Annotated in this window: 23 protein-coding genes; 11 read left to right on the top strand and 12 right to left on the bottom strand. The window is 68.5% G+C overall.

The annotated features are described in order from the left end of the window. The first annotated feature begins 6 nt into the window (after positions 1-6). From accD to EZJ19_RS02210, 6 genes are read left to right on the top strand one after another with little or no spacing between them, the layout of a single operon-like run. On the top strand, positions 7-873 hold the full coding sequence (gene accD / locus EZJ19_RS02240) for an acetyl-CoA carboxylase, carboxyltransferase subunit beta (protein ID WP_131444678.1): 867 nt from the start codon (positions 7-9) through the stop codon (positions 871-873). 1 nt (position 874) lies between these two features. After that, positions 875-2,782, top strand: a complete 1,908-nt coding sequence (gene folC, locus EZJ19_RS02235) for a bifunctional tetrahydrofolate synthase/dihydrofolate synthase (protein WP_338069407.1) — start codon at positions 875-877, stop codon at positions 2,780-2,782. Continuing rightward, complete coding sequence (locus EZJ19_RS02225) at positions 2,779-3,267, top strand: CvpA family protein (protein ID WP_131444676.1); 489 nt, start codon at positions 2,779-2,781, stop codon at positions 3,265-3,267. Before folC ends, EZJ19_RS02225 begins: the two co-directional genes overlap by 4 nt. A gap of 8 nt (positions 3,268-3,275) precedes the next feature. After that, entirely contained in the window at positions 3,276-4,787 is a 1,512-nt protein-coding gene (gene purF, locus EZJ19_RS02220) for an amidophosphoribosyltransferase (RefSeq protein ID WP_131444675.1), read from the top strand. An 8-nt stretch (positions 4,788-4,795) separates the two neighbouring features. After that, on the top strand, positions 4,796-5,395 hold the full coding sequence (gene cysC / locus EZJ19_RS02215) for an adenylyl-sulfate kinase (RefSeq protein ID WP_131444674.1): 600 nt from the start codon (positions 4,796-4,798) through the stop codon (positions 5,393-5,395). Further along, a complete protein-coding gene (locus EZJ19_RS02210) occupies positions 5,392-6,570 on the top strand; it encodes an O-succinylhomoserine sulfhydrylase (protein WP_131444673.1) in 1,179 nt (392 codons plus the stop codon). The genes cysC and EZJ19_RS02210 overlap by 4 nt, the downstream gene beginning before the upstream one ends. Here the strand turns inward: EZJ19_RS02210 and EZJ19_RS02205 are convergent. From EZJ19_RS02205 to EZJ19_RS02190, 4 genes are read right to left on the bottom strand one after another with little or no spacing between them, the layout of a single operon-like run. Beyond that, the gene (locus EZJ19_RS02205) at positions 6,567-7,304 is read right to left on the bottom strand and encodes a UDP-2,3-diacylglucosamine diphosphatase (RefSeq protein ID WP_131444672.1); all 738 of its coding nucleotides are present in this window, start codon (positions 7,302-7,304) and stop codon (positions 6,567-6,569) included. The genes EZJ19_RS02210 and EZJ19_RS02205 overlap by 4 nt on opposite strands. Further along, complete coding sequence (locus tag EZJ19_RS02200; RefSeq protein ID WP_131444671.1) at positions 7,294-7,791, bottom strand: peptidylprolyl isomerase; 498 nt, start codon at positions 7,789-7,791, stop codon at positions 7,294-7,296. Before EZJ19_RS02200 ends, EZJ19_RS02205 begins: the two co-directional genes overlap by 11 nt. Before the next feature lie 23 nt (positions 7,792-7,814). Continuing rightward, positions 7,815-9,026 carry a L,D-transpeptidase family protein gene (locus EZJ19_RS02195; protein ID WP_165873425.1) on the bottom strand — a complete coding sequence of 404 codons (1,212 nt, stop codon included), beginning with the start codon at positions 9,024-9,026 and terminating at the stop codon, positions 7,815-7,817. Between the two features lie 31 nt (positions 9,027-9,057). Beyond that, on the bottom strand, positions 9,058-10,029 hold the full coding sequence (locus tag EZJ19_RS02190; RefSeq protein WP_131444669.1) for a nuclear transport factor 2 family protein: 972 nt from the start codon (positions 10,027-10,029) through the stop codon (positions 9,058-9,060). A gap of 110 nt (positions 10,030-10,139) precedes the next feature. On the opposite strand from EZJ19_RS02190, the gene EZJ19_RS02185 reads away from it, so the two are divergent. Next, on the top strand, positions 10,140-11,801 hold the full coding sequence (locus EZJ19_RS02185) for a glutamine--tRNA ligase/YqeY domain fusion protein (protein ID WP_131444668.1): 1,662 nt from the start codon (positions 10,140-10,142) through the stop codon (positions 11,799-11,801). Positions 11,802-11,821: 20 nt separating this feature from the next. Here the strand turns inward: EZJ19_RS02185 and EZJ19_RS02180 are convergent, their stop codons facing one another. Together EZJ19_RS02180 and recQ are read right to left on the bottom strand one after the other, a co-directional pair. After that, the gene (locus EZJ19_RS02180) at positions 11,822-12,193 is read right to left on the bottom strand and encodes a hypothetical protein (protein ID WP_131444667.1); all 372 of its coding nucleotides are present in this window, start codon (positions 12,191-12,193) and stop codon (positions 11,822-11,824) included. 113 nt (positions 12,194-12,306) lie between these two features. Continuing rightward, complete coding sequence (gene recQ / locus EZJ19_RS02175) at positions 12,307-14,127, bottom strand: DNA helicase RecQ (protein ID WP_206199289.1); 1,821 nt, start codon at positions 14,125-14,127, stop codon at positions 12,307-12,309. Positions 14,128-14,201: 74 nt separating this feature from the next. Here recQ and cysS point away from each other — a divergent pair, with 74 nt between their 5' ends. Then, positions 14,202-15,572 (top strand): cysteine--tRNA ligase, encoded by a 1,371-nt coding sequence (gene cysS, locus EZJ19_RS02170; protein ID WP_131444666.1) that lies wholly within the window; start codon positions 14,202-14,204, stop codon positions 15,570-15,572. A gap of 67 nt (positions 15,573-15,639) precedes the next feature. Here cysS and EZJ19_RS02165 read toward each other — a convergent pair whose 3' ends face one another. Beyond that, on the bottom strand, positions 15,640-15,927 hold the full coding sequence (locus EZJ19_RS02165) for a hypothetical protein (protein ID WP_131444665.1): 288 nt from the start codon (positions 15,925-15,927) through the stop codon (positions 15,640-15,642). Then, on the bottom strand, positions 15,897-16,424 hold the full coding sequence (locus EZJ19_RS02160) for a hypothetical protein (protein ID WP_131444664.1): 528 nt from the start codon (positions 16,422-16,424) through the stop codon (positions 15,897-15,899). The genes EZJ19_RS02165 and EZJ19_RS02160 overlap by 31 nt, the downstream gene beginning before the upstream one ends. 235 nt (positions 16,425-16,659) lie before the next feature. Between EZJ19_RS02160 and EZJ19_RS02155 the strand changes: the two genes are divergently transcribed. Genes EZJ19_RS02155 through mlaE form a run of 3 tightly spaced genes read left to right on the top strand, consistent with a single transcriptional unit; the run spans position 16,660 to position 18,787 of the window. Beyond that, positions 16,660-17,151 (top strand): DUF72 domain-containing protein, encoded by a 492-nt coding sequence (locus EZJ19_RS02155; RefSeq protein ID WP_131444663.1) that lies wholly within the window; start codon positions 16,660-16,662, stop codon positions 17,149-17,151. 45 nt (positions 17,152-17,196) lie between these two features. Next, positions 17,197-18,000 carry an ABC transporter ATP-binding protein gene (locus EZJ19_RS02150; RefSeq protein WP_131444662.1) on the top strand — a complete coding sequence of 268 codons (804 nt, stop codon included), beginning with the start codon at positions 17,197-17,199 and terminating at the stop codon, positions 17,998-18,000. Then, a complete protein-coding gene (gene mlaE, locus EZJ19_RS02145) occupies positions 17,993-18,787 on the top strand; it encodes a lipid asymmetry maintenance ABC transporter permease subunit MlaE (RefSeq protein ID WP_131444661.1) in 795 nt (264 codons plus the stop codon). The genes EZJ19_RS02150 and mlaE overlap by 8 nt, the downstream gene beginning before the upstream one ends. Positions 18,788-18,824: 37 nt before the next feature. Here the strand turns inward: mlaE and EZJ19_RS02140 are convergent, their stop codons facing one another. Genes EZJ19_RS02140 through lexA form a run of 4 tightly spaced genes read right to left on the bottom strand, consistent with a single transcriptional unit; the run spans position 18,825 to position 24,547 of the window. Next, entirely contained in the window at positions 18,825-21,896 is a 3,072-nt protein-coding gene (locus EZJ19_RS02140; RefSeq protein ID WP_131444660.1) for an error-prone DNA polymerase, read from the bottom strand. Next, complete coding sequence (locus EZJ19_RS16530) at positions 21,893-23,320, bottom strand: Y-family DNA polymerase (protein ID WP_131444659.1); 1,428 nt, start codon at positions 23,318-23,320, stop codon at positions 21,893-21,895. The genes EZJ19_RS02140 and EZJ19_RS16530 overlap by 4 nt, the downstream gene beginning before the upstream one ends. After that, complete coding sequence (gene imuA / locus EZJ19_RS02130) at positions 23,259-23,930, bottom strand: translesion DNA synthesis-associated protein ImuA (protein ID WP_131444658.1); 672 nt, start codon at positions 23,928-23,930, stop codon at positions 23,259-23,261. Before imuA ends, EZJ19_RS16530 begins: the two co-directional genes overlap by 62 nt. After that, complete coding sequence (gene lexA, locus EZJ19_RS02125; RefSeq protein WP_131444657.1) at positions 23,927-24,547, bottom strand: transcriptional repressor LexA; 621 nt, start codon at positions 24,545-24,547, stop codon at positions 23,927-23,929. Before lexA ends, imuA begins: the two co-directional genes overlap by 4 nt. Between the last annotated feature and the right edge of the window lie 25 nt (positions 24,548-24,572).

Below are 24,572 nucleotides of genomic sequence, written 5' to 3'. Positions count from 1 at the left end.
ACGACCATGAGCTGGTTCCAGAAGATCATCCCCCCGAAGATTCAGCGCCGCGTCGAGGCCGCCAAGAAGAACGTCGTCCCCGAGGGCTTGTGGAGCAAGTGCGCCTCCTGCGAGGAGGTGCTCTATCGGGCCGAACTGGAGAAGCACCTCGACGTCTGCCCGAAGTGCGGCCACCACAACCGGGTGAGCGCGCGGCAGCGCCTGAACTACTTCCTCGACGAGGAGGGGAGGGCCGAGATCGGCGCCAACGTGGTACCGGTCGACAGCCTCAAGTTCAAGGACAGCAAGCGCTACGTCGACCGCATCGCGGAGGCCTCCCAGGAGGTCTCCGAGACCGATGCCCTGGTCGCCATGTCGGGTGCCGTGCTCGGTCAGCCGGTGGTCGCGGCGGCCTTCGAGTTCCGTTTCATGGGCGGTTCCATGGGCTCGGTGGTGGGCGAGCGTTTCAGCCGGGCGGTCGAGGCGGCCAAGGCGGCGCGCGCGCCGTTCGTGTGCTTCTCCGCGAGCGGCGGCGCCCGCATGCAGGAGGGCCTGCTGTCCCTGATGCAGATGGCCAAGACCTCCGCCGCCCTGACCCAGTTGGCGGCCCACCGCCTGCCCTTCATCTCGGTGTTGACCGACCCGACCATGGGTGGCGTGTCGGCCAGCTTCGCCATGCTGGGCGACGTCATCATCGCCGAGCCCAAGGCCCTGATCGGCTTCGCCGGTCCGCGCGTGATCGAGCAGACGGTGCGCGAGAAGCTGCCGGAAGGCTTCCAACGCTCGGAGTTCCTGCTCGACCACGGTGCCGTCGACCTCATCGTCGACCGCCGCGAATTGCGCGCCACGGTCGCCAACCTGATGGCGCAACTGCTGCGTCGGTCGACGCCCTGACGTGAGCCTCAGCCTGTCCGAGTGGCTGGCCAGGCTGGAGGCTCGCCACGCCCGGGCCATCGAACTCGGCCTGGACCGGGTCGGCGTCGTCTGGCGGCGCCTGGCGCTGGTGCCGGATTTCCCCATCGTCACGGTGGCCGGCACCAACGGCAAGGGATCCGTGTGCGCGTACCTGGAGTCGGTATTGGCCGAGGCCGGCTACCGGGTCGGCCGTTACACCTCGCCGCACATCCTCCGCTTCAACGAACGCATTCGCCTGGCCGGTCGCGCGGCCGCGGATGCCGAGATCGCGGTGGCACTGGATGCGGTCGAGGCGGTGCGCGGCGAGGTCGCGCTGACCTATTTCGAGCACACCACGCTGGCCGCCATGTGGCTGTTCTGCCGGCAGGGCATGGAGGTCGCGGTACTCGAGGTCGGACTGGGCGGCCGCCTGGATGCGGTCAACCTGTTCGACGCCGACTGCGCGGTGGTGACCCAGGTCGATCTTGACCACATGGATTACCTGGGGCCCGATCGCGCCGCCATCGGCTTCGAAAAGGCCGGCATCTTCCGCGCCGGCCGTCCGGCCGTCTGCGCCGACGCCGAGCCGCCGGCCAGCCTGCTCGAACACGCCCGTAGCCTGGGCACGCGCCTGTTGCGCATCGGGGTCGACTTCCGCGCCGAGCCCGGCGCCGCCGACTGGCTCTGCCGGGTCGGTGAGCGGGTCTACCCGGCCCTGCCGTTCCCGGCCATGGCCGGGCGCCACCAGATCGACAACGCGGCCGCGGCCGTGGCGGCGCTGGATTGCCTTCATGTTCGCCTCCCCGTGCCCGTGGCGGCCTTGCGCCAGGGCCTTGCCCGCGCGCGTCTGCCCGGCCGCTTCCAGGTCATTGGCCAGGCCCCGCTGCGTATCCTGGACGTCGCCCACAACCCGCATGCCGCCCGTGCCCTGGCCGCCAACCTCGCGGCCCTGGGCGGCGGCGGGCGCAAGCTGGCGGTGTTCGCCATGCTCGCGGACAAGGATGCGGCCGGCGTCGTCGACGCCCTGGCCGGCCAGATCGACCGCTGGCACCTGGCCGGACTCGCCGGCCCGCGCGGCCGGTCCGGCGCCGAGCTGGCCGCCCTGTGCGCCGCCCGCGGCCTGGACCACGAACTGCACGGCGAGGTCGGCGCGGCCTGGCGGGCGGCCTGTCAGGAGGCCGGGGGGCTGATACAATTGCGGCCTTCGGATCCTTCCACACGGTTGCCGAAGTCATGGCGCTGCTACCGGATACAACACAAGATGGCTGAAACATCCCCTTCGGCGGACGAGTTGCTGCTCCGGCGCCGGGCGCGTCGCCGCCTGGTCGGCGCGGTTGCGCTCGCCCTGGCGGCCGTGGTTGTCCTGCCCATGGTGTTCGATCCCGAGCCGCGCCCGCTCGGCGACAAGGTGGATATCCGGATCCCCGACCAGAATACGGCGTTCCGGGCCGCGCCTGTTGCCGCGCCGACGGCGGCGGCCGAGACGGCCGCGCCGGAGGCCGCGGGGACGGAGCCGGCCCCAGCCGAGGTCGCCAGCCCGGCGCCGAAACCGGAGCCGAAGCCCGAGCCGAAGAAACCGGTGTCCAAGCCGGAAGCCAAGAAACCCGAGGTGAAGAAGCCCGAGCCGGCGGCGGCGGCCGTCAAGCCCGCCGCCCCGGAGGCGAAGCCGGTCGCCGCCGAGGCCAAGCCGGCCGGGACCTATTTCCTGCAGCTGGGCGTCTTCTCCAGCCAGGCCAATGCCGAGCAGATGATCGCCCAGGCCAAGGCGGCCGGCTTCAAGGCCTCGGCCATGCGCGTCGGTAGCCAGTTCAAGGTGCGGGTCGGCCCCATCGCCCAGCGTGACAAGGCCGTGGACTACCAGGCCAAGCTGAAGGCGAAGGGCCTCGACAACGTGCTGGTCGAGCCATGACGGCGATCGACTGGATTGCCCTCGCCGTCCTGGCGGGATCGTTGTTCATGGGGTTGCTGCGCGGATTCGTGCGCGAGGCGCTGTCCCTCGCCGCCTGGGTGTTCGCCTTCCTGGCGGCACGCATGTTCTCGCCCGCCCTGGCCCATCACATCCCCGGGATCGGCCAGGAGGGCCTGCGCCAGGCCGCGGCCATCGCCCTGATCTTCATCGGCGTGCTGATCCTCGCCCAGGTGCTGGCGGCCATTCTCGCCAAGCTGGTGAAGTTGGCCGGCTTGGGCGGCTTCGACAGCATGCTCGGCATGCTGTTCGGCGCCGTGCGTGCCTTCGTGGTCCTCGTGGTGTTGACCCTGGTGGCGGGGCTGACCGCGTTGCCGCGCTCGGAGGCCTGGCGGGCCTCGCTGGTCCACGGCCCGCTCGAGTCCATCGCCCTGAAAGTCGTTCCCTGGCTGCCCGAACATCTGGCCGCCCTGATCCGTTTTGCATAGGTGCCGACATGTGCGGAATCATCGGTGTCGTATCCAACCAGCCCGTCAACCAGTTGCTCTACGACGGCCTGCAACTGCTCCAGCACCGCGGCCAGGATGCCGCCGGCATCTGTACCGCCGACGGCAGCAAGTTCCACATGCACAAGGGCATGGGCATGGTGCGCGACGTGTTCCGCACCCGCGACATGCGCAACCTGCTCGGCAACGCCGGCATCGGCCACGTCCGCTATCCGACCGCCGGCTCGGCCTCGAGCCCGGCCGAGGCGCAGCCGTTCTACGTGAATTCGCCGTTCGGCATCGTGCTCGGCCACAACGGCAACCTGACCAATACCGAACAGCTCCTGGAAGACCTGTTCATGCAGGACCTGCGCCACGTCAACACGGCGTCCGACTCCGAGGTCCTGCTCAACGTGCTCGCGCACGAACTGCAGTCGGCCGTGCAGGGCCACCGCCTGACCGTGGATGACGTCTTCGCCGCCGTGGCCGGGGTGCACCGGCGTTGCCGCGGTGCCTACGCGGTGGTCGCCATGATCGCCGGCTTCGGCCTCCTGGCCTTCCGCGATCCGCACGGCATCCGGCCGCTGGTGTTCGGTACTCAGGTCAGCGCCACCGGCCAGGACTGGATGGTGGCCTCGGAGAGCGTGGCCCTGGACGCCAGCGGCTTCCAGGTGCAGGGCGACGTCGCGCCGGGCGAAGCGATCCTGATCACCCTGGATGGCCACGTCCACACGCGCATGTGCGCGCCCGCCGCCCCGTTCACCCCCTGCATCTTCGAATACGTCTACTTCGCCCGTCCCGATTCGGTCATCGACGGCGCCTCGGTGTACGAGACCCGGCTACGCATGGGCGAGTACCTGGCCGACAAGATACGGCGCGACTATGGCCACCTGAAGATCGACGTGGTGATGCCGATCCCGGACACCAGCCGGCCGTCGGCCATGGAGATGGCCAAGCAGCTGAACATCTCCTACCGGGAGGGCTTCATCAAGAACCGCTACATCGGGCGCACCTTCATCATGCCCGGGCAGGCGGTGCGGAAGAAGTCGGTGCGCCAGAAACTCAATGCCATGTCCCTGGAATTCCGGGGCAAGAACGTCATGCTGGTGGACGACTCCATCGTGCGCGGTACGACCAGCCGGGAGATCATCCAGATGGCGCGCGATTCCGGTGCCCGGGCGGTGTATTTCGCCTCGGCCAGCCCGCCGGTACGTTTCCCGAACGTGTACGGCATCGACATGCCGACGCGTGGCGAACTCCTCGCCAACGGCCGGACCGACGAGGAAATCGCGCGCGAGATCGGCGCCGACGCCGTGATCTACCAGGACCTCTCGGATCTGATCCGGGCGGTGCGCGATGTCAACCCGAAGCTGGGCGATTTCGACGCCTCCTGCTTCGACGGCTGCTACGTCACCGGCGACGTCTCGGAGGCCTACCTGATCCATCTCGAGGGCATGCGCGACGGCTCGCTGCCGGTGGCTTCCTCGCCGCCGACCCGGCAGATGGACCTGAACCTTTCCTGAGGATGAGCATGAACGATCGCCACGTGGTCTGGCACCACGCCACCGTCACCCGCGCCCGACGCGAGACCATGAACGGTCACCGCGCCGGCGTCGTCTGGTTCACCGGGCTGTCCGGCGCCGGCAAGTCGACCCTTGCCCATGCCGTCGAGGAGGCCCTGCACCAGGCCGGCTGCCGCACCTTCGTATTCGACGGCGACAACGTCCGCCACGGCCTCTGCGCCGATCTCGGCTTCTCGATCGAGGACCGTACCGAGAACATCCGCCGCATCGGCGAGATGACCAAGCTGTTCACGGAGGCCGGGGTGATCGCCTTGACCGCCTTCATCTCGCCCCTGCGCGGCGACCGCGACCGGGTGCGCAAGCTGGTCGGCGCCGATTTCGTCGAGGTCTACGTCAAGTGTCCCCTGGCGGTGTGCGAGGCGCGCGACGTCAAGGGCATGTACGCCAAGGCACGCCAGGGCCTGATCAAGGAGTTCACCGGCATCTCGTCGCCCTACGAGGAGCCCGACGCGCCGGAACTGGTCGTCGATACCTCGGCGACCGAGCTGGACGAGTCGGTCCGCCAGGTCGTCGAGCTGCTGCGCGGACGCGGACTGGTGCCGGCATGACCGAGCATTTCGATCCGGCGACCTTGGCCCTGCGGGCCGGCACCCTGCGCAGCGGTTTCCAGGAACATTCCGAGGCGATGTTCCTGACCTCGAGCTTCGTGTTCGGCAGTGCCGCCGAGGCCGCCGCCCGTTTCTCCGGCGCCGAGCCGGGCAACATCTACGCCCGCTTCACCAACCCGACCGTGACCATGTTCGAGCAGCGCCTGGCGGCCCTGGAAGGGGCCGAGCGCTGCGTCGCCTTCGCCTCCGGCATGGCCGCCGTGCTGGCCACCGTGATGGGCCTGATGCAGGCGGGCGAGCACGTCGTCGCCTCGCGTTCCCTGTTCGGCTCGACGGTCCAGCTGTTCGCCAACATCATGAGCCGGTTCGGCGTCAGCACCACCTTCGTGGCGCCCACCGACCTGGCCGCCTGGCGCGCCGCGGTGCGTCCGGAAACGCGCCTGTTCTTCCTCGAGTCGCCCTCGAACCCGCTCACCGAGGTGAGCGACATCCGCGCCATCGCCGCCATCGCCCACGAGGCGGGTGCCCGCCTGGCGGTGGACAACTGTTTCTGCACGCCGATCCTGCAACGGCCCCTGGAACTGGGTGCCGACATCGTCATCCACTCCGCCACCAAATATCTGGACGGCCAGGGCAGGGTCCTGGGCGGTGCCGTGCTCGGCGGCAAGGACCTGCTGGAAGGCGTCTACACCTTCCTGCGCACGGCCGGGCCGACCCTGTCGGCGTTCAACGCCTGGGTCCTGCTCAAGGGCATGGAGACCCTGCCGATCCGCATGCGTGCCCACTCGGAACAGGCACTGGCCCTGGCAAGCTGGCTGGAGCGCCAGCCCGGCGTCCTGCGCGTGCGCTATCCGGGACTGCCCTCGCACCCGCAGCACGAATTGGCCATGAGCCAGCAGGCCAGCGGCGGCGGCATCCTGGCCTTCGAGGTGGCCGGCGGCAAGGAGGCGGCCTGGCGGGTGATCGACGCCAGCCGCGTGATGTCCATCACCGCCAACCTGGGCGACGTGCGCACCACCATCACCCACCCGGCCACCACCACGCACAGCCGGATGACGCCGGAACAGCGGGCCGACGCCGGCATCGGCGACGGCCTGATCCGCCTGGCGGTGGGGCTGGAAGCGCTGGCCGACCTGCAGGCCGACCTGGCGCGCGGCCTGGTCGGCGCCGCCTAGTAGTCGATCAGGGCGCAGCCGGCCGCGTCGCAGCGCAGGTAGCCGCCGCGGCCGTCGTACCAGTCCGGCAATACCCAGCGCACGCAGGCCGCGCCGTCGACGACCAGGTCGTGGCGGGCCGGCCGGTGGGTATGGCCGTGGATCATCACGCTGCACCCGGCGCGGCGGAAGGCCTCCGCGACGGCCTCGGCGTTGACGTCCATGATGGTCTCGTTCTTGCCGTCCTTGTCCGACTCGCTCCGCTCGCGCATCTGACGGGCGATGGCCACGCGTTCGGCGAGGGGCTTGGCCAGCATGGCCTGTTGCCAGGCCGGATCGCGGACCAGGCGTCGAAAGCCCTGGTAGACGTCGTCGTCGGTGCACAGGCTGTCGCCGTGCAGGAGCAGGGCGTTGCCGCCGGCGACGGCGACGACCTCCGGCTCGGCCAGCAACCGGGCGCCGGTGGCGGCGCAGAAGGCCGCCCCCAGCATGAAGTCGCGGTTGCCGTGCAACAGGTAGACGGGCACGCCGGCCTGGCCCAGCTTGGCCAGGGCGGCCGCGACGGCCGCGGCGAAGGGGTCGGCGAGGAAATCGTCGCCCGGCCAGGCCTCGAACAGGTCACCGAGTATGTAGACGGCCCGGGCGCCGGGGGCCACCCCGGCCAGCCAGGCGAAGAAGCGCGCCTGCGTCGCCGGCTGGTCCGGCGCGAGATGCAGGTCGGATATGAACAGGCTGGGCCGGGGATCAGCCTTCAACGAGCTCGGCCCGTTCGATCACCACGTTCTCGACCGGGACGTCCTGGTGACCCATGCGCGAACCGGTGCGCACCTTCTTGATGCCGTCGACCACGTCCTTGCCTTCGACCACTTCGCCGAACACGCAGTAGCCGTAGCCGCGCGGGTTCGGTTCGACGAAGTCGAGGAAGCCGTTGTCGCTGACGTTGATGAAGAACTGGCTGGTGGCCGAGTGCGGGTCCGGGGTACGCGCCATGGCGATGCTGTAGGCGACGTTCTTGAGGCCGTTGTGGGCTTCGTTCTGGACCGGTGCCCGGGTCGGCTTCTGGGCCATGTCCTCGGTGAAGCCGCCGCCCTGGATCATGAAGCCGTCGATGACGCGATGGAACAAGGTGCCGTCGTAATGGCCGTCACGCACGTATTGCAGGAAGTTGGCGACGGTGTCGGGGGCCTTTTCGGCGTCCAGGCGCAGGACGATGACGCCCCGGTTGGTGTGTAGCTTGACCATGGTGGGTTCCAGTCGGGAAAAAATCAGTCGTTACGGGCGACGCTGGTGTCGTCTTGCAGGCTGCGCTCCAGGGCGATGCGCCAGTGGTTGTCCTCGCGCTTGAGGTAGAAGCGCTTGCGGGTCACGTCGCTCAGCTTGTCGCTGTCGTAAACCTGGGTGAAATTCAGCACCGCGAGATTGTCGGACGGATAGAGGAACAGGCTGACGTCGGCCAGGCCGATCCGGATCCAGTTCTTCTGGACGATGTTGCGGCGTTTGCTCTCGGCCCAGCCGCGCCCGGCACGGTCGAGGAAGTCGCGGCTGTAACGGTTCAGGTAGTGCTCGGCATCGAGATGCTGCCAATCGGCCTTCCAGGCGTCCAGCGCCATCAGGATGTCCTTGCGGGCGGCCAGCCAGTCGGCGCGGTCGAGCCATTCGGTGCGGTCGGCGATGACGATGGGGGTACGCTCCGGCACGATGTAACGGCGGATTTCCTGGTAGTCCGGGTTGGCCAGCACCAGGCAGCCCTCGCTGGCCTTGGGCGGGCGGCTGTAGGTGTCGGGGGGCACGCCGTGCAGCCAGATGCCGTGGCCGCTGTTGCCCTGCAGGGTGTCCCACTCGTTCGGATAGTCGAGCGGAAAGGCACCGGCACCGTAGAAGGCGGTGAGCTTGCTGCGCGGCAATTCGGTGGTGATGTTGTAGACCCCGGACGGTGTCTTCAGGTCGCCCTCGGAACGCTTGTTGACGCCGTTGCGGCCCACCGAGACGTAGTAGTCGCGGATCAGGCGCGGCTCGCCGTTGGCATTTTCGAACACGTACAGGCGGGCCCGGTCGGCGTCGGCGAGCAGGGCGTAGCGCTGGCTGGGTGCCAACTGCAGGATCTGCTTGGGCAGCTTGCCGGGGTCGGGCTGGTCCAGATAGCGCATGAGCCGGACCTTGGCCTCGTCCTTGAGGCCGTCCAGCTTGGCCTGCTCGGAGGCGCCGGCGGCGGCCCCGAACTTGGCCAGCGCACCGGCCTTGGCCTGCAGGAGGTCGCCCTTGATGAGGTAGGCGAGCTTGAAGTCCGGGCGCATCGCGATGATCCGGTCGACGTTGGCCAGGGCGGCATCGGTCTTGCTGGCCCGGATGTCCTCGAGCGTCGAGGCGACCAGGCTGTCCAGCGACGGTGCGTAATGGTTGAGGTCGGCCGACGCCAGGCGTATCTCTTCGCTCTGGCCCCGGCTGATGCTCAGGGTGAGCAGGAATAGAACCGTCAATAACGAGAAACGCATGGCGGCCGGGAACGGGTCAGCGTTCCGAAGTGATCTTCCAGTTCCCACCCTGGTTTTCCAGGGTCAGGGTCTTGCGGTAGCTGCCCTTCAACACGTTCGATTCGTAGCGTTGCTGGAACTGCACGGTGACGTTCTTGGCATCGCCCTTGACCGAGAGGTTGCTGATCTCGACCTTGATGTATTCCGGGCTGGTCAGCCGGTCGGTGCGCTGGGCTTCCCAATCCTTGCGCGACATCTTGCGGGGAAGCTTGAAGTCGTCGGCATAGAAGGCCAGGTAGCCGGGTGCGTCGCGGTGGCTCCAGGCGGCAGCCCAGTCGTTCACCGTCTTCTCGACGGCGGCGCTGTCGAAGGCCGGTGCGGCGGCGGGCTTGCTGGCGGGCAGCGGCGGCGGTACCGGCTGGGTATCGCGGGTCACCGAGGGTTCCTGGCTGAGGCCGGCGGTCCGGGCCGGGGCGGCGGCCGGCTTGCCGGGCGCCTTGTCGATCGAGGCGGGGGTGAAGATTTCCTTGACCAGGGCGAGCTTCATCTGCGCCGAGGTGTTGCCCTTGTCGAGTTGCAGCGCCTTGTCGTAGGCGACCGAAGCCATCTTGGCGTAGATGTCGCCCAGGTTCTCATGCGCGGTGGCGTAACTGGGGTGGGTGCGGATGGCCTTTTCCAGGCTGGTCTTGGCGCGCTCGTATTGGCCCTGGGAGGCGTACAGGACGGCCAGGTTGTTGTAGGGCTCGGGCAGTTCGGGGTAGTCGTCGGTCAGTTCGCTGAAGGTCTGGATGGCCTCCTGCGGACGGTTCAGTTCGGCCAGGATGAGGCCCTTGAGAAAACGCCCCTGGGGATCTTTGGGATTGCCGGAGAGGTAGCCGTTGACCTTCTCCAGGGCGCGGGCGTTTTGCCCTTGTTTGAATAACTGCGTGGCTTCCGGAAGGGTGGCTGCTGCAAAAGCGAAGCTAGGAAGCAGGCAGCAGAACAGGAGGGCAAAACGGGTGATTTTCATCGGTGATATACTTCTCTGAATGTTTTGCAGCGGCACTCCGTTGCAATGGATTCATGTGGCTCGGGAGCTTTTTCACTTCCAGCAAACGCCCGTCTTTATATCAAATAATCATGAGCGACACCACGCCCGTACAGCATTTCATCCGCACCATCATCGATGGCGATCTGGCTTCCGGAAAGCACGTTTCCGTGGCCACCCGCTTCCCCCCGGAACCCAATGGCTACCTGCATGTCGGCCATGCCAAGTCGATCTGCCTGAACTTCGGTCTCGCGCAGAACTACCAGGGCACCTGCAACCTGCGCTTCGACGACACCAACCCCGAGAAGGAGTCCAACGAGTACGCCGATTCCATCATGGAAGACGTGCACTGGCTCGGCTTCCGGTGGAACGGCGAGGTGCGCTGGGCATCCGACTATTTCCCACAGCTCTACGGCTACGCCGAGGAACTGATCCAGACCGGCAAGGCCTTCGTCTGTGACCTGACGCCGGACCAGATGCGCGAGTATCGCGGCACCCTGACCGAGGCCGGGCGCAACAGCCCCTACCGCGACCGCTCCGTCGAGGAGAACCTCGATCTGTTCCGGCGCATGAAGGCCGGCGAGTTCCCGGACGGCAGCAAGACCCTGCGCGCCAAGATCGACATGGCCGCGCCGAACATCAACATGCGCGATCCGGTCATCTACCGGATCAAGCGGGCACATCACATCCGTACCGGCGACCAGTGGTGCATCTACCCGATGTACGACTACACGCATTGCATCTCGGACGCCCTGGAAGGCATCACCCATTCCCTGTGCACGCTCGAGTTCGAGGACCACCGCCCGCTCTACGACTGGGTGCTGGACAACATCACCATCGGCTGCCATCCGCAGCAGATCGAGTTCTCGCGCCTGGAACTGCACAACACCATCACCAGCAAGCGCAAGCTCCTGCAACTGGTCAGCCAGGGCCACGTGGCCGGCTGGGACGATCCCCGCATGCCCACCATCCACGGCATGCGCCGGCGCGGCTACACGCCCGAGGGGATCCGCGAATTCGCCCGCCGCATCGGCATCTCCAAGTCGGTCAACATCGTCGAGATGGCCGTGCTGGAGGCGGCCATCCGCGAGGACCTGGAGGCCAAGGTGCCGCGGGTCATGGCGGTCGTCGACCCGGTCAAGGTCGTCCTGACCAATTACCAGGAAGGCGTCACCGCCGGCCGTGCCGCCGGTTTCCATCCCCACCATCCTGAGTTCGGCGAGCGTGAGGTGCCGATCGGGCGCGAAATATGGGTCGAGCGCGACGACTTCAGCGACGACCCGCCGGCGGGCTGGCAGCGGCTGACCGTGGGCGGCGAGGTGCGCCTGCGCTATTCCTACGTGATCAAGTGCGAGGAGGCGGTCAAGGACGCGGCCGGCCGGCTCGTCGAACTGCGCTGCTCGATCGACCACGAGACGCTGGGCAAGAACCCGGTCGGCCGCAAGGTCAAGGGTGTCATCCACTGGTTGTCGGCCGAACATGCCCTGGCGGCGGAATTCCGTCTCTACGACCGTCTGTTCACCGATTCGGAGCCGGACGGCCACCGGGATCACGACTTCCTCGAGTTCCTCAACCCCGGTTCCCTCAAGGTGGTGCAGGGTTGGGTCGAGGCCGCCGTCAAGGAGGCGGTTCCCGAGAGCCGCTACCAGTTCGAACGCATCGGCTATTTCTGCGCCGACCGGCTGGATCACCAACCGGGCGGAAGACTGGTCTTCAACCGCACCGTCAGCCTGAAGGATACCTGGGCCAAGTAAGGCGGGAGGACGCCGGCGGGCTAGAGGGAGCCGCCGGCGGGTTGGTCCGGAGCCGGCCGCCGGCAGGTGTGGCAACCCTTGGCCATGTCGTGCATGGCGAGCAACATGGCGCGCAGGACCGCTTCCAACCTGCTCGCCGCACTCGCGCCGTCGGGGCGGCCCGCGTCGTCGTCGTCGTCGCGATATAGGCTCAGGAACTGGTTCCACATCGACTCGATCCGGGTCAGGTCGGCGGCGCGCGGGCAATGGCCGGCGCAGGCCGACGCGCTGTCGGCGAATTGGCCGAGGGCGGCGCGGATGTCCGCGAGATCGCTCTGGAATACGCCACGTTTTGCGTCATCCAGCCACTTGATGATGTTTGCGCCGTGCCGACCGAAGCATTCGGTATCCATCGCCACCTCCTCGTCCTCGGTGGCAACGATAGCCCTGGCGCCGGGAAAAATTAATATCGCATAAGACATAAATGTCTATGCACTAAGTAATACTACTCGACTTGGCCGGCCGGCTAAGCAGTTGCGCCCCGGATCACCCCGATCAGTTCGTCGCCATAACGCGCCAGCTTGGCGTCGCCCAGCCCGGAAATGCCGGCGAGGCCGTCCTGGTCGCCTGGTTGCAGGCTGGCGAGCAGCCGTAGCGTGCGGTCATGCAGGATGACGTAGGCGGGTACGCCTTGCTCGCGTGCCTTCTGCGAGCGCCAGCCGCGCAGCGCTTCGAACACGGCGAGTTCCTCCGGCGAGAGGTTTTCCGGGGCCGCCCGCGTCGTTTTCCGGGCCTTGCCCGGTCGCCCGACACGGCGCAGTTGCACGGACTGCTCGCCCTTCAGCACGGGCCGAGCGGCTTCCGTGAGCTTGAGCGCGCCGTATTCGGTCAGGTCGGGCTGCAGCAGGCCGGCGGCGACGAGCTGGCGCAGGATGCCGCGCCAGGCGTGTTCGTCGACGTCCTTGCCGACCCCGAAGGTGGGCAACTGGTCGTGCCCGAAACGGGCGACCTTGTCGGTCGCCTTGCCGAGCAGGACGTCGATCAAATGGCCGGCGCCGAAGCGTTGGCCGGTGCGCCAGGCGGCGGACAAGGCCTTTTGCGCGGCGACCGTGCCGTCGAACAGTTCCGGCGGGTTCTGGCAGACGTCGCAGTTGCCGCACGGGGAACTGGCTTCGCCGAAATAGTCCAGGAGCACCATGCGCCGGCAGCGCGGCGCCTCGCAGTAGGCGAGCAGGGCGGTGAGTTTCTGCGCCTCCAGGCGCTTGATCTCGGGCGGCGATTCGGATTCGTCGATGCGGGCGCGCTGCAGGGCGATGTCCTGCAGGCCGTAGGCCATCCAGGCCTCGGCCGGCTCGCCGTCGCGGCCGGCGCGGCCGGTTTCCTGGTAGTAGGCCTCGATGCTCTTGGGCAGGTCGAGGTGGGCGACGAAGCGCACGTCGGGCTTGTCGATGCCCATGCCGAAGGCGATGGTGGCGACCATGACCACGCCTTCCTCGCGCTGGAATCGGCGCTGGTGTTCGGAGCGCGTCTCGGCGGGCAGGCCGGCGTGATAGGGCAGGGCGGCATAGCCTTCCTGCACCAGCCAGTCGGCGGTTTCCTCGACCTTCTTGCGCGACAGGCAATAGACAATGCCCGCCTGGCCGCGGTGACCGTCGAGGAAGCGCAGCAGCTGCCGGCGCGGATTGTCCTTCTCGACCACCGTGTAGCGGATGTTGGGACGGTCGAAGCTGGACAGGAAGACGCGTGCCGCGCCGAGGCCCAGACGTTCGCGCATCTCCTCGCGGGTGGCGTTGTCGGCCGTGGCGGTCAGGGCGATGCGCGGCACGCCGGGATGGCGCTCGTGCAGTTGCGACAGCTGCAGGTATTCGGGTCGGAAATCGTGTCCCCATTGCGATACGCAATGGGCCTCGTCGATGGCGAACAGGGCGAGGCCCGGTCCGGCGGCGAGTTCGTCGAGCAACTGCAGGAAGCGCTCGGTGACCAGACGTTCGGGGGCGACGTAGAGCAGCTTGAGTTCGCCGCGCCGGGCCGCCGCCTCGATGTCGAGGGCGGCGCGCCAGTCCAGGCTGGAGTTGAGGAAGGCCGCGGCGACGCCGTTCTGGCGCAGGGCGTCGACCTGGTCCTGCATGAGGGCGATCAAGGGTGAAACGACGATGCCCACGCCCGTCCTGAGCAGGGCCGGCAACTGGTAGCAGAGCGATTTGCCGCCGCCGGTCGGCATCAGGACGAGGGCGTCGCGGCCCTGGGCGAGATGGTCGACGATCTCGGCCTGCTCGCCGCGGAAGGCGTCATAGCCGAAGACCCGGCGCAGCAGGTCGAGGGAAGTTTGCGTGCTGGTGTCGGTCATGGTGTCAGTTTGCCGGATGCGGCGGCCGGCTTCCGCTAAAATTCTCCCTTTCCGATTGTCGTCATCCTCGACTCATGCTGAAACTCTACAACTCACTCGTCCGCGACAAACAGGAATTCGTGCCCATCGAGCCGGGCAAGGTGCGCATGTATGTGTGCGGCATGACGGTATACGACTATTGCCATCTCGGCCACGCCCGCGTGCTGGTGGTGTTCGACATGGTGGCACGCTGGCTGCGTGCCTCGGGCTACCAGGTCGATTACGTCCGCAACGTCACCGACATCGACGACAAGATCATCCGGCGCGCCCTGGAGAACGGCGAGCCGTTCACCCGCCTGACTCAGCGTTTCATCGACGCCATGCACGAGGACAGCGCCGCCCTGGGCGTGCTGCCGCCGGACCACGAGCCGCGTGCGACCGAATACGTCGACAAGATGCAGGCCATGATCGGCACCCTCATCGGCAACGGCCATGCCTACGCGGCCAGCAACGGCGACGTCTATTACGCGGTCCAGTCCTTTCCGGAATACGGCCGCCTGTCCGGCAAGTCGCTGGAAGACCTGCGTGCCGGCGAGCGGGTCGACATCGATCCGAGCAAGCGCGATCCCATGGACTTCGCCCTCTGGAAGGCGGCCAAGCCGGACGAGCCGTCCTGGGCCTCGCCCTGGGGGCCGGGCCGGCCGGGCTGGCACATCGAATGTTCGGTCATGGGCTCGGACCTGCTCGGGCCGCATTTCGACATCCACGGCGGCGGTCAGGATCTGCAGTTCCCGCACCATGAGAACGAGATCGCCCAGTCCGAGGGCGCGCATGGCTGCAAGTTCGTCAACTACTGGCTGCACAACGGCTTCGTCCGCGTCGACGACGAGAAGATGTCCAAGTCGCTGGGCAATTTCTTCACCATCCGCGAGGTGCTGGAGAAATACGATGCCGAGGTGGTCCGCTTCTTCATCCTGCGTGCCCATTACCGCAGCCCGCTCAACTATTCGGACCAGCATCTGGATGACGCCAAGGCCGCTCTGACCCGGCTCTACACCGCGTTGCGCGGCGCCGAGGCGGCCGCCTGGACGATCGCCTGGGACGATCCCCATGCGGCGCGCTTCAAGGCGGCCATGGACGACGACTTCAATACGCCCGAGGCCCTGGCGGTGCTGTTCGACCTCGCGGCCGAGCTGAACCGTGCCGGTACGGCCGAGGCGGCGGCCCGCCTGAAGGCGCTGGCCGGTGTCCTGGGACTGTTGCAGCGCGAGCCGGAGGCCTACCTGCAGGCGGGTGCCGAGACGGGCGGGCTGACGGCGGAGCGCATCGAGGCCTTGATCGCCGAGCGTCTGGCGGCACGCAAGGCGAAGGATTTCAAGCGGTCCGACGCCATCCGGGACGAACTCAAGGCGGCTGGCGTCCTGCTCGAGGACGGTCCGCAGGGAACGCAATGGCGCCGCTTGTGAGGCGATCGGCGGCGCAATGAAAAACGGCCGCTTGCGCGGCCGTTTTCGTACGTCCTGGCGACGTGGATTACTTCGCCGGGGCCGGGGCCGGCTGCATGGCGCCCATGGGGGCGGCCATCATGCCCATCCAGGCGTTCGGGTCGAAGAAGTTGAAGGTACCGGCCGGGGCGGCGGGAACGGTCCAGGGGGTCATGGCGACAGGCGCGCCAGCGGTCGGGACGCCGGCCATCGGGTTGGCCATCCAGCCGCTCCAGGTCGGGCCGTAGCTCTTCGGGTCCATACCGGCGTTCATCCAGCCCATGTACAGGTTCGGGTTCATGGCGTTCATGCCCATCTGCCAGACCTTCGGGTCCATGGGGCCATCATCCACTTCATGTACATGTTGGGGTTCATGGTGTTCATCATCATGGACCACATCTTCGGGTCCATGGGCATCATGGCCCAGCGCATCATCTTGCCCGGATCGGTCATCTGGGTCAGCAGGGCGGTGTAGAAGTTGGGGTCCATGCCCGCGGCCATCCACTTCATGTAGATGTTCGGGTCGGCCCATTCGGCCATGTTGCGGTAGGCGTTGGGGTCCATCATGGAGCCCATCATGCGGGTCCAGCCGGCGGGGTCCATCATGCCGTTGCCCATGGCGGCGTAGAAGCCGGGCTCGGTGACGGCGTTGAACCAGGGCACGAAGACCTTCGGGTCCTTGTAGGCGGACTGGTTCTGGGTGAAGTCGGTCATGCGGTTCAGCCAGGCTTCCGGCGTTTGCGGGACGGTGGGAGCGGCGGGGGCGGCGTCGGCAGCCAGAACGGGGGCGGCGACGGTGAACAGCAAGGCGGCGACGATGGTCTTGATCTTCATGACGAAAGCTCTCCTTCGGGTTGGATGGGTAAAACGGCGATAATTCTGACCATTAATTTAAGAATATCAGAATATGTATATATCGTTATTGTCGGTAGTAAAGAACGAACTATACGAAAATACATCTGTAGTAAATTTGCGACAAGCCATACGGTAGATAAATACTGTTACAGCCGATCGTCGCCGCCGGTCCGCCCGGGCGGGATCCCGGCGCACACCAATTGGATGACACGACATGAGCCATGGCGTATTTCTCGGGGCGGCCGACTGGCGTTTCCCGTCCTGGGACGACACCTTCTATCCCGCGGGCATGCCGGAGGAATGGCGGCTGGCCTATTACAACACCCAGTTCTCCTGCCTGTGGCTGCCTCGCGCGACCTGGAGCCGGCTGGCGCCGGCGACCGTCGCGGAATGGCTGGCCGACACCCGCGACGAATTCCGCTTCCTGCTCGAGCGTGACGCCAACCATCAGGACACCGAGGCGGTGCAGGCGTGCCTGGCGGCCTTTGCGCCGAGGCCGGCCTTGCTCTGCGGGCCGGACGACCCGGACGTGCTGTGGTTCGATGCCGACGTCGACCTGCGTGGGCTGGGCGATCTCCTGCGCCGGCGCGCGGCCGAATCCGGGGCCACCTATCTGCTGAGCCGGGATGGCAACCTTGCAACCCTGGCCAAGGTGAACACGCTGCTCGGGCTCCTCGGCCTTGGGCCAACCGGCCGGGTCGGATAAAATCCGGCGAACACAACGCGGCAAGCCAATTCCTCACATCCATCCATGTCCGACAATCTGGTCGAAATCAAGGGGCTGCATTTTGCCTACAACAGCCGGCCGGTCCTGAAGGGGATCGACCTGACTGCCCGGCGCGGCCAGGTCGTGGCCATCATGGGCAACTCGGGTTGCGGCAAGACGACGCTGTTCCGCCTCATCAGCGGCACCGTCCGCCCCACCAGCGGTCTGCTCTCGGTGGATGGCCTCGACGTCGGCGCACTCGATCAGCGCGGCTTGTACCAGCTGCGTCGGCGCATGGGCATGCTGTTCCAGTTCGGCGCCCTGTTCACCGACATGTCGGTGTTCGACAACGTGGCCTTCCAGTTGCGCGAACACACCGACCTGCCGGAGGAGATGATCCGCGACCTGGTCCTGGCCAAGCTGAACGCGGTCGGCCTGCGCGGTGCCCATGACCTGATGCCTTCGGAACTGTCCGGCGGCATGGCACGGCGGGTCGCCCTGGCGCGCGCGGTCGCGCTCGATCCGATGCTGATCCTGTACGACGAGCCCTTCGCCGGTCTCGACCCGATCTCGCTCGGGGTCATCGGCAACCTGATCCGGCGCCTGACCGATACCCTCGGCCTGACCTCCATCGTCGTCACTCACGACATCCAGGAGTCCCTGCGGATGGTCGATTACGTCTACTTCATCTCCGAGGGCATGGTGGAGGCGCACGGCACGCCGGCCGAGATCAAGGCCTCCGGCCTGCCTTTCGTACACCAGTTCGTCCACGGCGAGGAGGACGGCCCGGTACCTTTCCATTATCCCGCCGATCCTTACGCGGCAGATCTGGGGTTGTCTTATGCCTGAACGCGCACTCAAAGGGGTCCGCAAGCTTGGCCATCGGGTTGTCGATGGCGTCTGGCGCATGGGCGTGGCCACGCGCTTCTTCCTGTTGACCATGTTGCACTCGGGCATCTGCCTGCGCCGGCCGCAACTGGTCATCAAGGAGGTCTACTCGGCCGGTGTCCTGTCCCTCATCATCATCATCGTGTCCGGCCTGTTCGTCGGCATGGTGCTCGGCCTGCAGGGCTACGACACCCTGCAGACCTACGGTTCCGAGGAGGCGGTGGGCGTGCTCGTGGCCCTGTCGCTGGTGCGCGAGCTGGGACCGGTGGTCGCGGCCCTGCTGTTCGCCAGCCGGGCCGGGTCGGCCATCACGGCCGAAATCGGCCTGATGAAGGCCACCGAGCAGATCGCCGCCATGGAGATGATGGCGGTGGACCCCATCGCCCGCGTGGTGGCGCCGCGCTTCTGGGGGGCGGCGATCTCCATGCCCCTGCTGGCGGCCTTGTTCTCCGCCATGGGTATCTTCGGCGGCTACCTGGTGGCGGTGAGCGTGATCGGGGTCGACGAAGGCGCCTTCTGGTCGCAGATGCAATCTGCGGTGGACCTGAAGGACGACATCCTGAACGGCGTCATCAAGAGCCTGGTGTTCGGTGCCGCCGTGACGGTGGTGGCGCTGTTCGAAGGCTACGATGCGCCGCCCACTGCGGAAGGTGTCTCGCGCGCGACGACGCGTACCGTGGTGACCTCCAGCCTGGCCATCCTGGGCCTCGACTTCGTCCTGACCGCGTTCATGTTCCGCGGCCTCTGAGGGTGTGCCGGCGCGGTGCGCCGGGCAGCCCTTGCGTTTAGCGGAAATCGCGCGACCGGGCGGTGAGTTCGCCCAGCAGGCCGCTCAAATTCACCAGCCGGCGGGCCATGACGTGGACCACCTCGCCCTGGCGCTCGATCACCCCCTGCACCCCGAGCAGGCTGGCGCCCAGCAGTTCGCGGCGCTGGCGTTCGGCCAGGTCGCGCCAGACCACCACGTTGATCATGCCGGTCTCGTCCTCCAGGGTGACGAAGATGACGCCACTGGCGGTGTCCGGGCGCTGCCGGCCGGTGACGATGCCGGAGGTGCGGACCAGGCGGCCGTTGGGTGCCTTGCGGATGTCGGCGGCGCTGGTCAGGCGCATGCGGCTGAGCCGCCTTCTCAGCAGGGCCAGGGGGTGGCGGCCCAGGGTGAAGCCCAGGCTGGCGTAGTCGGCGACGATGTCCTCGCCCTCGCTGGGCACCGGCAGGGCCGGGTCGGCCTCGGCAAGGCCGGCCGCCTGGAACAGGGGCGGCAGTTCGCGGGCGCCGGCGACATCCCAGAGGGCGTTGCGCCGGTGGCCGGACAGGCCCTGCAGGGCGCCGGCCGTGGCGAGGGCCTGGAGGTCGCGCCGGTCCAGGCCGCCGCGCTGCACCAGGTCGGCCACGTCGGCATAGGGCACCGAGGCACGCGCCGCCACTAGGCGTTCCGCCCCCGCGGCGCTCATCCCCTTGACCTGCCGGAGGCCCAGGCGGATGGCCGCCTGGACCGTGCCGGCGGGCTCCAGGGTGCACTCCCAATGGCTGGCGGCGACGTCCACCGGGCGCAACTCGATGCCATGCCGGCGGGCGTCCTGGAGGATCTGGTCCGGGCTGTAGAAGCCCATGGGCTGGGAATTCAGCAGGGCGCAGGCGAAGGCGGCCGGCTCATGGCACTTCAGCCAGGCCGAGACGTAGACCAGCAGGGCGAAGCTGGCGGCGTGGGACTCAGGGAAGCCGTATTCGCCGAAGCCGAGTATCTGCCGGTAGATGGCCTGGGCGAATTCGGTCGCGTAGCCGCGCGCCTGCATGCCCGAGATCAGGCGTTCCTCGAAGCCCTCCAGGCCGCCGCGCCGGCGCCAGGCGGCCATGGAACGGCGCAGGCGGTCCGCCTCGCCGGGGGTGAATCCGGCCGCCACCACGGCGAGCTGCATCACCTGCTCCTGGAAGATGGGCACGCCCAGGGTGCGTTCCAGCACCTCGCGCACCGCCTCGGAGGGGTAGGTGACCGGCTCCAGGCCCTGCCGGCGGCGCAGGTAGGGGTGCACCATGCCGCCCTGGATGGGGCCGGGGCGGACGATGGCCACCTCGATCACCAGGTCGTAGAAGCGCCTGGGCTTGAGCCGGGGCAGCATGGCCATCTGGGCGCGCGACTCGATCTGGAACACCCCCACCGTGTCGGCGCGGCCGATCATGGCGTAGACGGCCGGGTCCTCGGCCGGGATGTCCTGCATCGTCACGGACCGGCCACGCAGGCTGGCGACCAGGTCCAGGCTGCGCCGGATGGCGGACAGCATGCCCAGGGCCAGGACGTCCACCTTCAGCAGGCCCAGCGCGTCCAGGTCGTCCTTGTCCCACTGGATCACGGTGCGCTCGGCCATGGCGGCGTTCTCCACCGGCACCAGTTCGGCCAGCGGCCCGCGGGAGATGACGAAGCCGCCGACGTGCTGGGACAGGTGGCGCGGGAAGCCCACCAGGGTGCCGACGATGTCGATCAGCCGGGCCACCGGGCGGTGTGCAGGGTCGAAGCCCGCCTCGGCCAGGCGTTCCGGCTTCACCTTGCGGCCGTCCCACCAGGACTGGGCCTTGGCCAGGCGGTCCACCTGGGCGAGGTCGAAGCCCAGGGCCTTGCCCACGTCGCGCAGGGCGCTCCTGGGCCGGTAGGTGATGACCGTGGCGGCCAGGGCGGCGCGGTCGCGGCCGTACTTGCGGTACAGGTACTGGATCACCTCCTCGCGGCGCTCGTGCTCGAAGTCCACGTCGATGTCGGGCGGCTCGTCCCGTTCCCGGGAGATGAAGCGCTCGAACAGCATGGCCATGCGGGACGGGTCCACCTCGGTGATCCCCAATGCGTAGCAGACCGCCGAGTTGGCCGCCGATCCGCGGCCCTGGCACAGGATGGCGCGGCCGCGGGCGTAGTCGACGATGTCGTGGACGGTGAGGAAGTAGTGCTCGTAGCCGAGTTCGGCGATCAGGGCCAGTTCGTGCTCGATCAGGCCGCGCACCTTGGCCGGCACGCCGTCCGGGAAGCGCCGGCCGAGGCCGGCCTCGGTCAGGGCGCGCAGGTGGGCGGCCGGCGTCGTGCCGGGCGGCACCAGCTCGGCCGGGTATTCGTAGCGCAGGCTGTCCAGGGAGAAGTCGCAGCGTTCGGCGATGGCCACGCTCTCCGCCAGCAGCGTGGCCGGGTACAGGCCGGCCAGGCGCTTGATGGGGCGCAGGTGGCGCTCGCCGTTGGCGAACAGGGCATGGCCGCAGTCCTTCACCGGCCGACCCAGGCGGATGGCGGTGACGGTGTCCTGCAGGACGCAGCGGGCGCGCACGTGCATGTGCACGTCGCCGGTCGCCACCACGGCGAGGCCGGTCGCTTCGGCATGGGCGGTGAGGGCGGCCAGCCGCTGGCGGTCGTCGCTGCCGGCGAACAGTTCCACCGCCAGCCAGGCACGGCCAGGGAAGATGGCCTGGAGCCAGGCGGCGTGTTCCGGGTCGGGCTCGTTCTCGGGCAGCAGGATGGCCAGGCAGCCGGGCAGGCCCGACTGCAGGTCGGCCCGGGTGAGTCGGTAGCGGCCCTTGGGTGCCGAACGCCGGCCTACGGTGATCAGCCGGCACAGCTCGCCGTAGCCCTGCCGGTTGGCGGCCAGGACGACTAGGCGGGGGCCGTCCTCGAGCCTGATCTCGCTGCCGACGATGAGCTTGAGCCCGGCCGGCTTGGCGGCGACGTGGGCGCGCACCACGCCGGCCACGGAACATTCGTCCGTGAGGGCCAGGGCCGCGTAGCCCAGTTTGGCGGCGCGCTCCACCAGTTCCTCCGGGTGCGAGGCGCCGCGCAGGAAGGTGAAGTTGGACAGGCAGTGCAGCTCGGCGTAGGCGGTCATGCGAAGATGCCGTGCAGGAACCAGCGTTCCATCGTCCCCAGTTCCCGGTACACCCACAGCCGGGCGCCGGAGGCGGTCCGGGCCAGGAAGTAGTCGCGCCGGACGAAGGCGTCGTCCCACCAGCCCGACTCGATCCGCTCCGGCCCCCGTTCCAGGCTGAGGGGGCCGTCCAGCCAGGGCAGGGCGTCGCGCATGGCCAGCGGCCGCGGCCGGGGCAGCAGCCAGAACGGCCGGGGCGGGAAGTCGGCCGCGGTGGTCTCGGCCCCTGGTGCCACCTCGCGCCAGGCCAGTTCGGGCCGGTGTTCCGGACATAGCGACAGGCCGCTCACCGCCGCCATGCCCAACCGGGCCTGCAGGCGTTCGGCCAGGTTCAGGCAGTCTTCCCGGATGTGCTCCCGTTCGCCGAAGAGGGAGAAGTTCAGCGGCTCGATCTGGGTCGTCTCGTCGGCCGCCAGGGACAGTTCGGATACCCCGGCGACCAGGTCGATGCGGTGCAGACGCTCGCGCAGCAGCATGAACAGGTGGGCGGGATCACGCTGGGGCGTCACCAGGGCCAGGGGGAGGGGCGTGGCGGGGCGGTGCTCGTGGCCCAGGGACAGGGTCAGGCGCCGGACCCCGGCATTGCGGGCGGTGAGCCAGCCGCACAGCTCGGTCACCAGGCGCTTCACCCCGAACAGCAGGGCGTCCACCTCCAGCACCGGGGCGAACAGCTCCAGCCGGTTGCCGAAGCGGTCCGGCAGGACGATGGCCTGGCGGGGGTCGGCCTGCCGGCCGAGGATGCGGTCCAGCAGGGCCGGAAGTTCCGGGCCGAAGCGCCGGGCCAGGCCGTCCCGGGGCAGGGCCAGGCAGTCGCCGATGGTGCGCATGCCCAGGTTGGCCAGGGACGTGAGGGTTTCGGCCGAGTGATCGAGACTGTCGAGGGGCAGGGCGGCGATGTGCCGGCGCAGTTCGGCCAGGTCCGGTACCGACAGCTCCAGGCCGCTCCTGGCCAGGGTGCGCGCCCCCTCGGGCGTCGGCGCCACGGCCGGCACCCCGTCCAGGCCCAGTTCCGCCAGGCCGTCGCGCACCCGGCCGAGCAGCCGGTCCAGGCCGCCGAACAGGCGCAGGCAGCCGCCGATCTCCAGCAGCAGGGCGTCGGGCGGCGCCGGGCTGACCTCGGGGGTGAACTGCAGTGCCCAGGTGGCGGCCCCGGCCAGGGTCTCCGCCTCCCGGTGCGGGTTGCGCGGCTGTACCACCAGGCCGGGCGCCAGGGCGGTGGCGGCGGCCACGCTCAGGCCGGGCACCACCCCGAGCGCGCGCGCCGGCCCGGTGGCCGCCAGGACCTCCGGACGCCTGCCGGTGCCGGCGACGGCCAGGATGGCGTCAGGCGGCGGGGCGTATATCTGCAGGGGCAGGTCGGGGAAGTGGAGGGCCAGCCAGAGCATGGTCCAGGACCAAGGCGGGAGCGGGACCGCCGCCGCGCCGTTTGACGATGTGCACCAAGGTGCCGTCGCGGGCCGGCATGACCTTGATGCGCAGGGCGGCGAAGGAGGCATTGGCGGCCTGGCGCGCCGGGGTGAACCAGATGCAGGTGCTGTCGCCCGCCTCGGCGGCCAGCTGCAGGCGGCGCTGGCTGCGTTCGTCGATCAGGCTGGGCCAGGCCAGGACCGCCCCGCAGGCGCCGGAGCGCAGGGTCTCCTCCATGGCCCACAGGGTGTCCGCCGTGTTGCCGGCCCGGACCACCAGGAGGCGCGCCAAGTCAACGCCGGCACCGGCCAGGGCCGGGGCGTAGGGGATATAGGGCGGGGCGACCAGGGCGATCCAGCGATCCTCCCTGGATATCCCGGCCAGGGCGGGCAGGAGCATGGACAGCTCGCCGATGCCTTCCTCCTGGCAGATCAGCTCGGTGAGCGCCCCGCGCGGCCAGCCGCCGCCGGGCAGCAGGGCGTCGAGGCCGACGTAGCCGGTGGGCTGGCCCGGACGCTCGGTGATGCCCAGGCGGTCGCCGCGCCAGACGCCGGGATGGCGGAGGAGGTTGTCGAGTTGGGCGTTCATGTGCCGTTCGGCCGGATGAGCCCGACGGCGATGCCCTCGATCACCAGCTCGTCCCGTTCCGGGTCGGGCACGATGGCGGCGAAGTCCGGGTTCTCCGGCCGCAGTTCCAGGCGCTTGCCCTGTTTCCACAGGCGTTTCACCGTGACCTGGTCGCCGATGCGCGCCACCACCACCTGGCCGGAACGCGCCTCCCGGGTGGCATGCACCGCCAGCCAGTCGCCGTCCAGGATGCCGGCGTCCTTCATGGACAGGCCGTATACCCGCAGCAGGTAGTCGGCGCGCGGGCTGAACAGGCCGGGGTCGAACTGGCAGCGCTGGGTGACGTTCTGTTCGGCCAGCAAGGGCGAGCCGGCCGCCACCTGGCCTACCACCGGCAGGCCGGCCTCCTCCTCGGCGTCGGCCTCCGCGCCGATGAGCCGGATGCCGCGCGAGGTGTCCGGGGCGAGGGCCAGGGCACCCTTGCGTACCAGGGCGTTGAGGTGCTCGGTCACCGCGTTGGGCGAGCGGAAGCCGAAGCGGGCGGCGATCTCCGCCCGGGTGGGCGGATAGCCCTCGGTCTCCTGGTAATCACGGATGAATTGCCAGATTTCCGCCTGGCGCGGGGTGAGTTCCTGCATGGTCGGTATCCGGTGCTTGAATACT

This window comes from Parasulfuritortus cantonensis (assembly GCF_004337445.1).
GTDB lineage: Bacteria > Pseudomonadota > Gammaproteobacteria > Burkholderiales > Thiobacillaceae > Parasulfuritortus > Parasulfuritortus cantonensis.
Note: the sequence above shows the minus strand (reverse complement) of the source record. Positions and strands in the feature narration are given on the sequence as shown.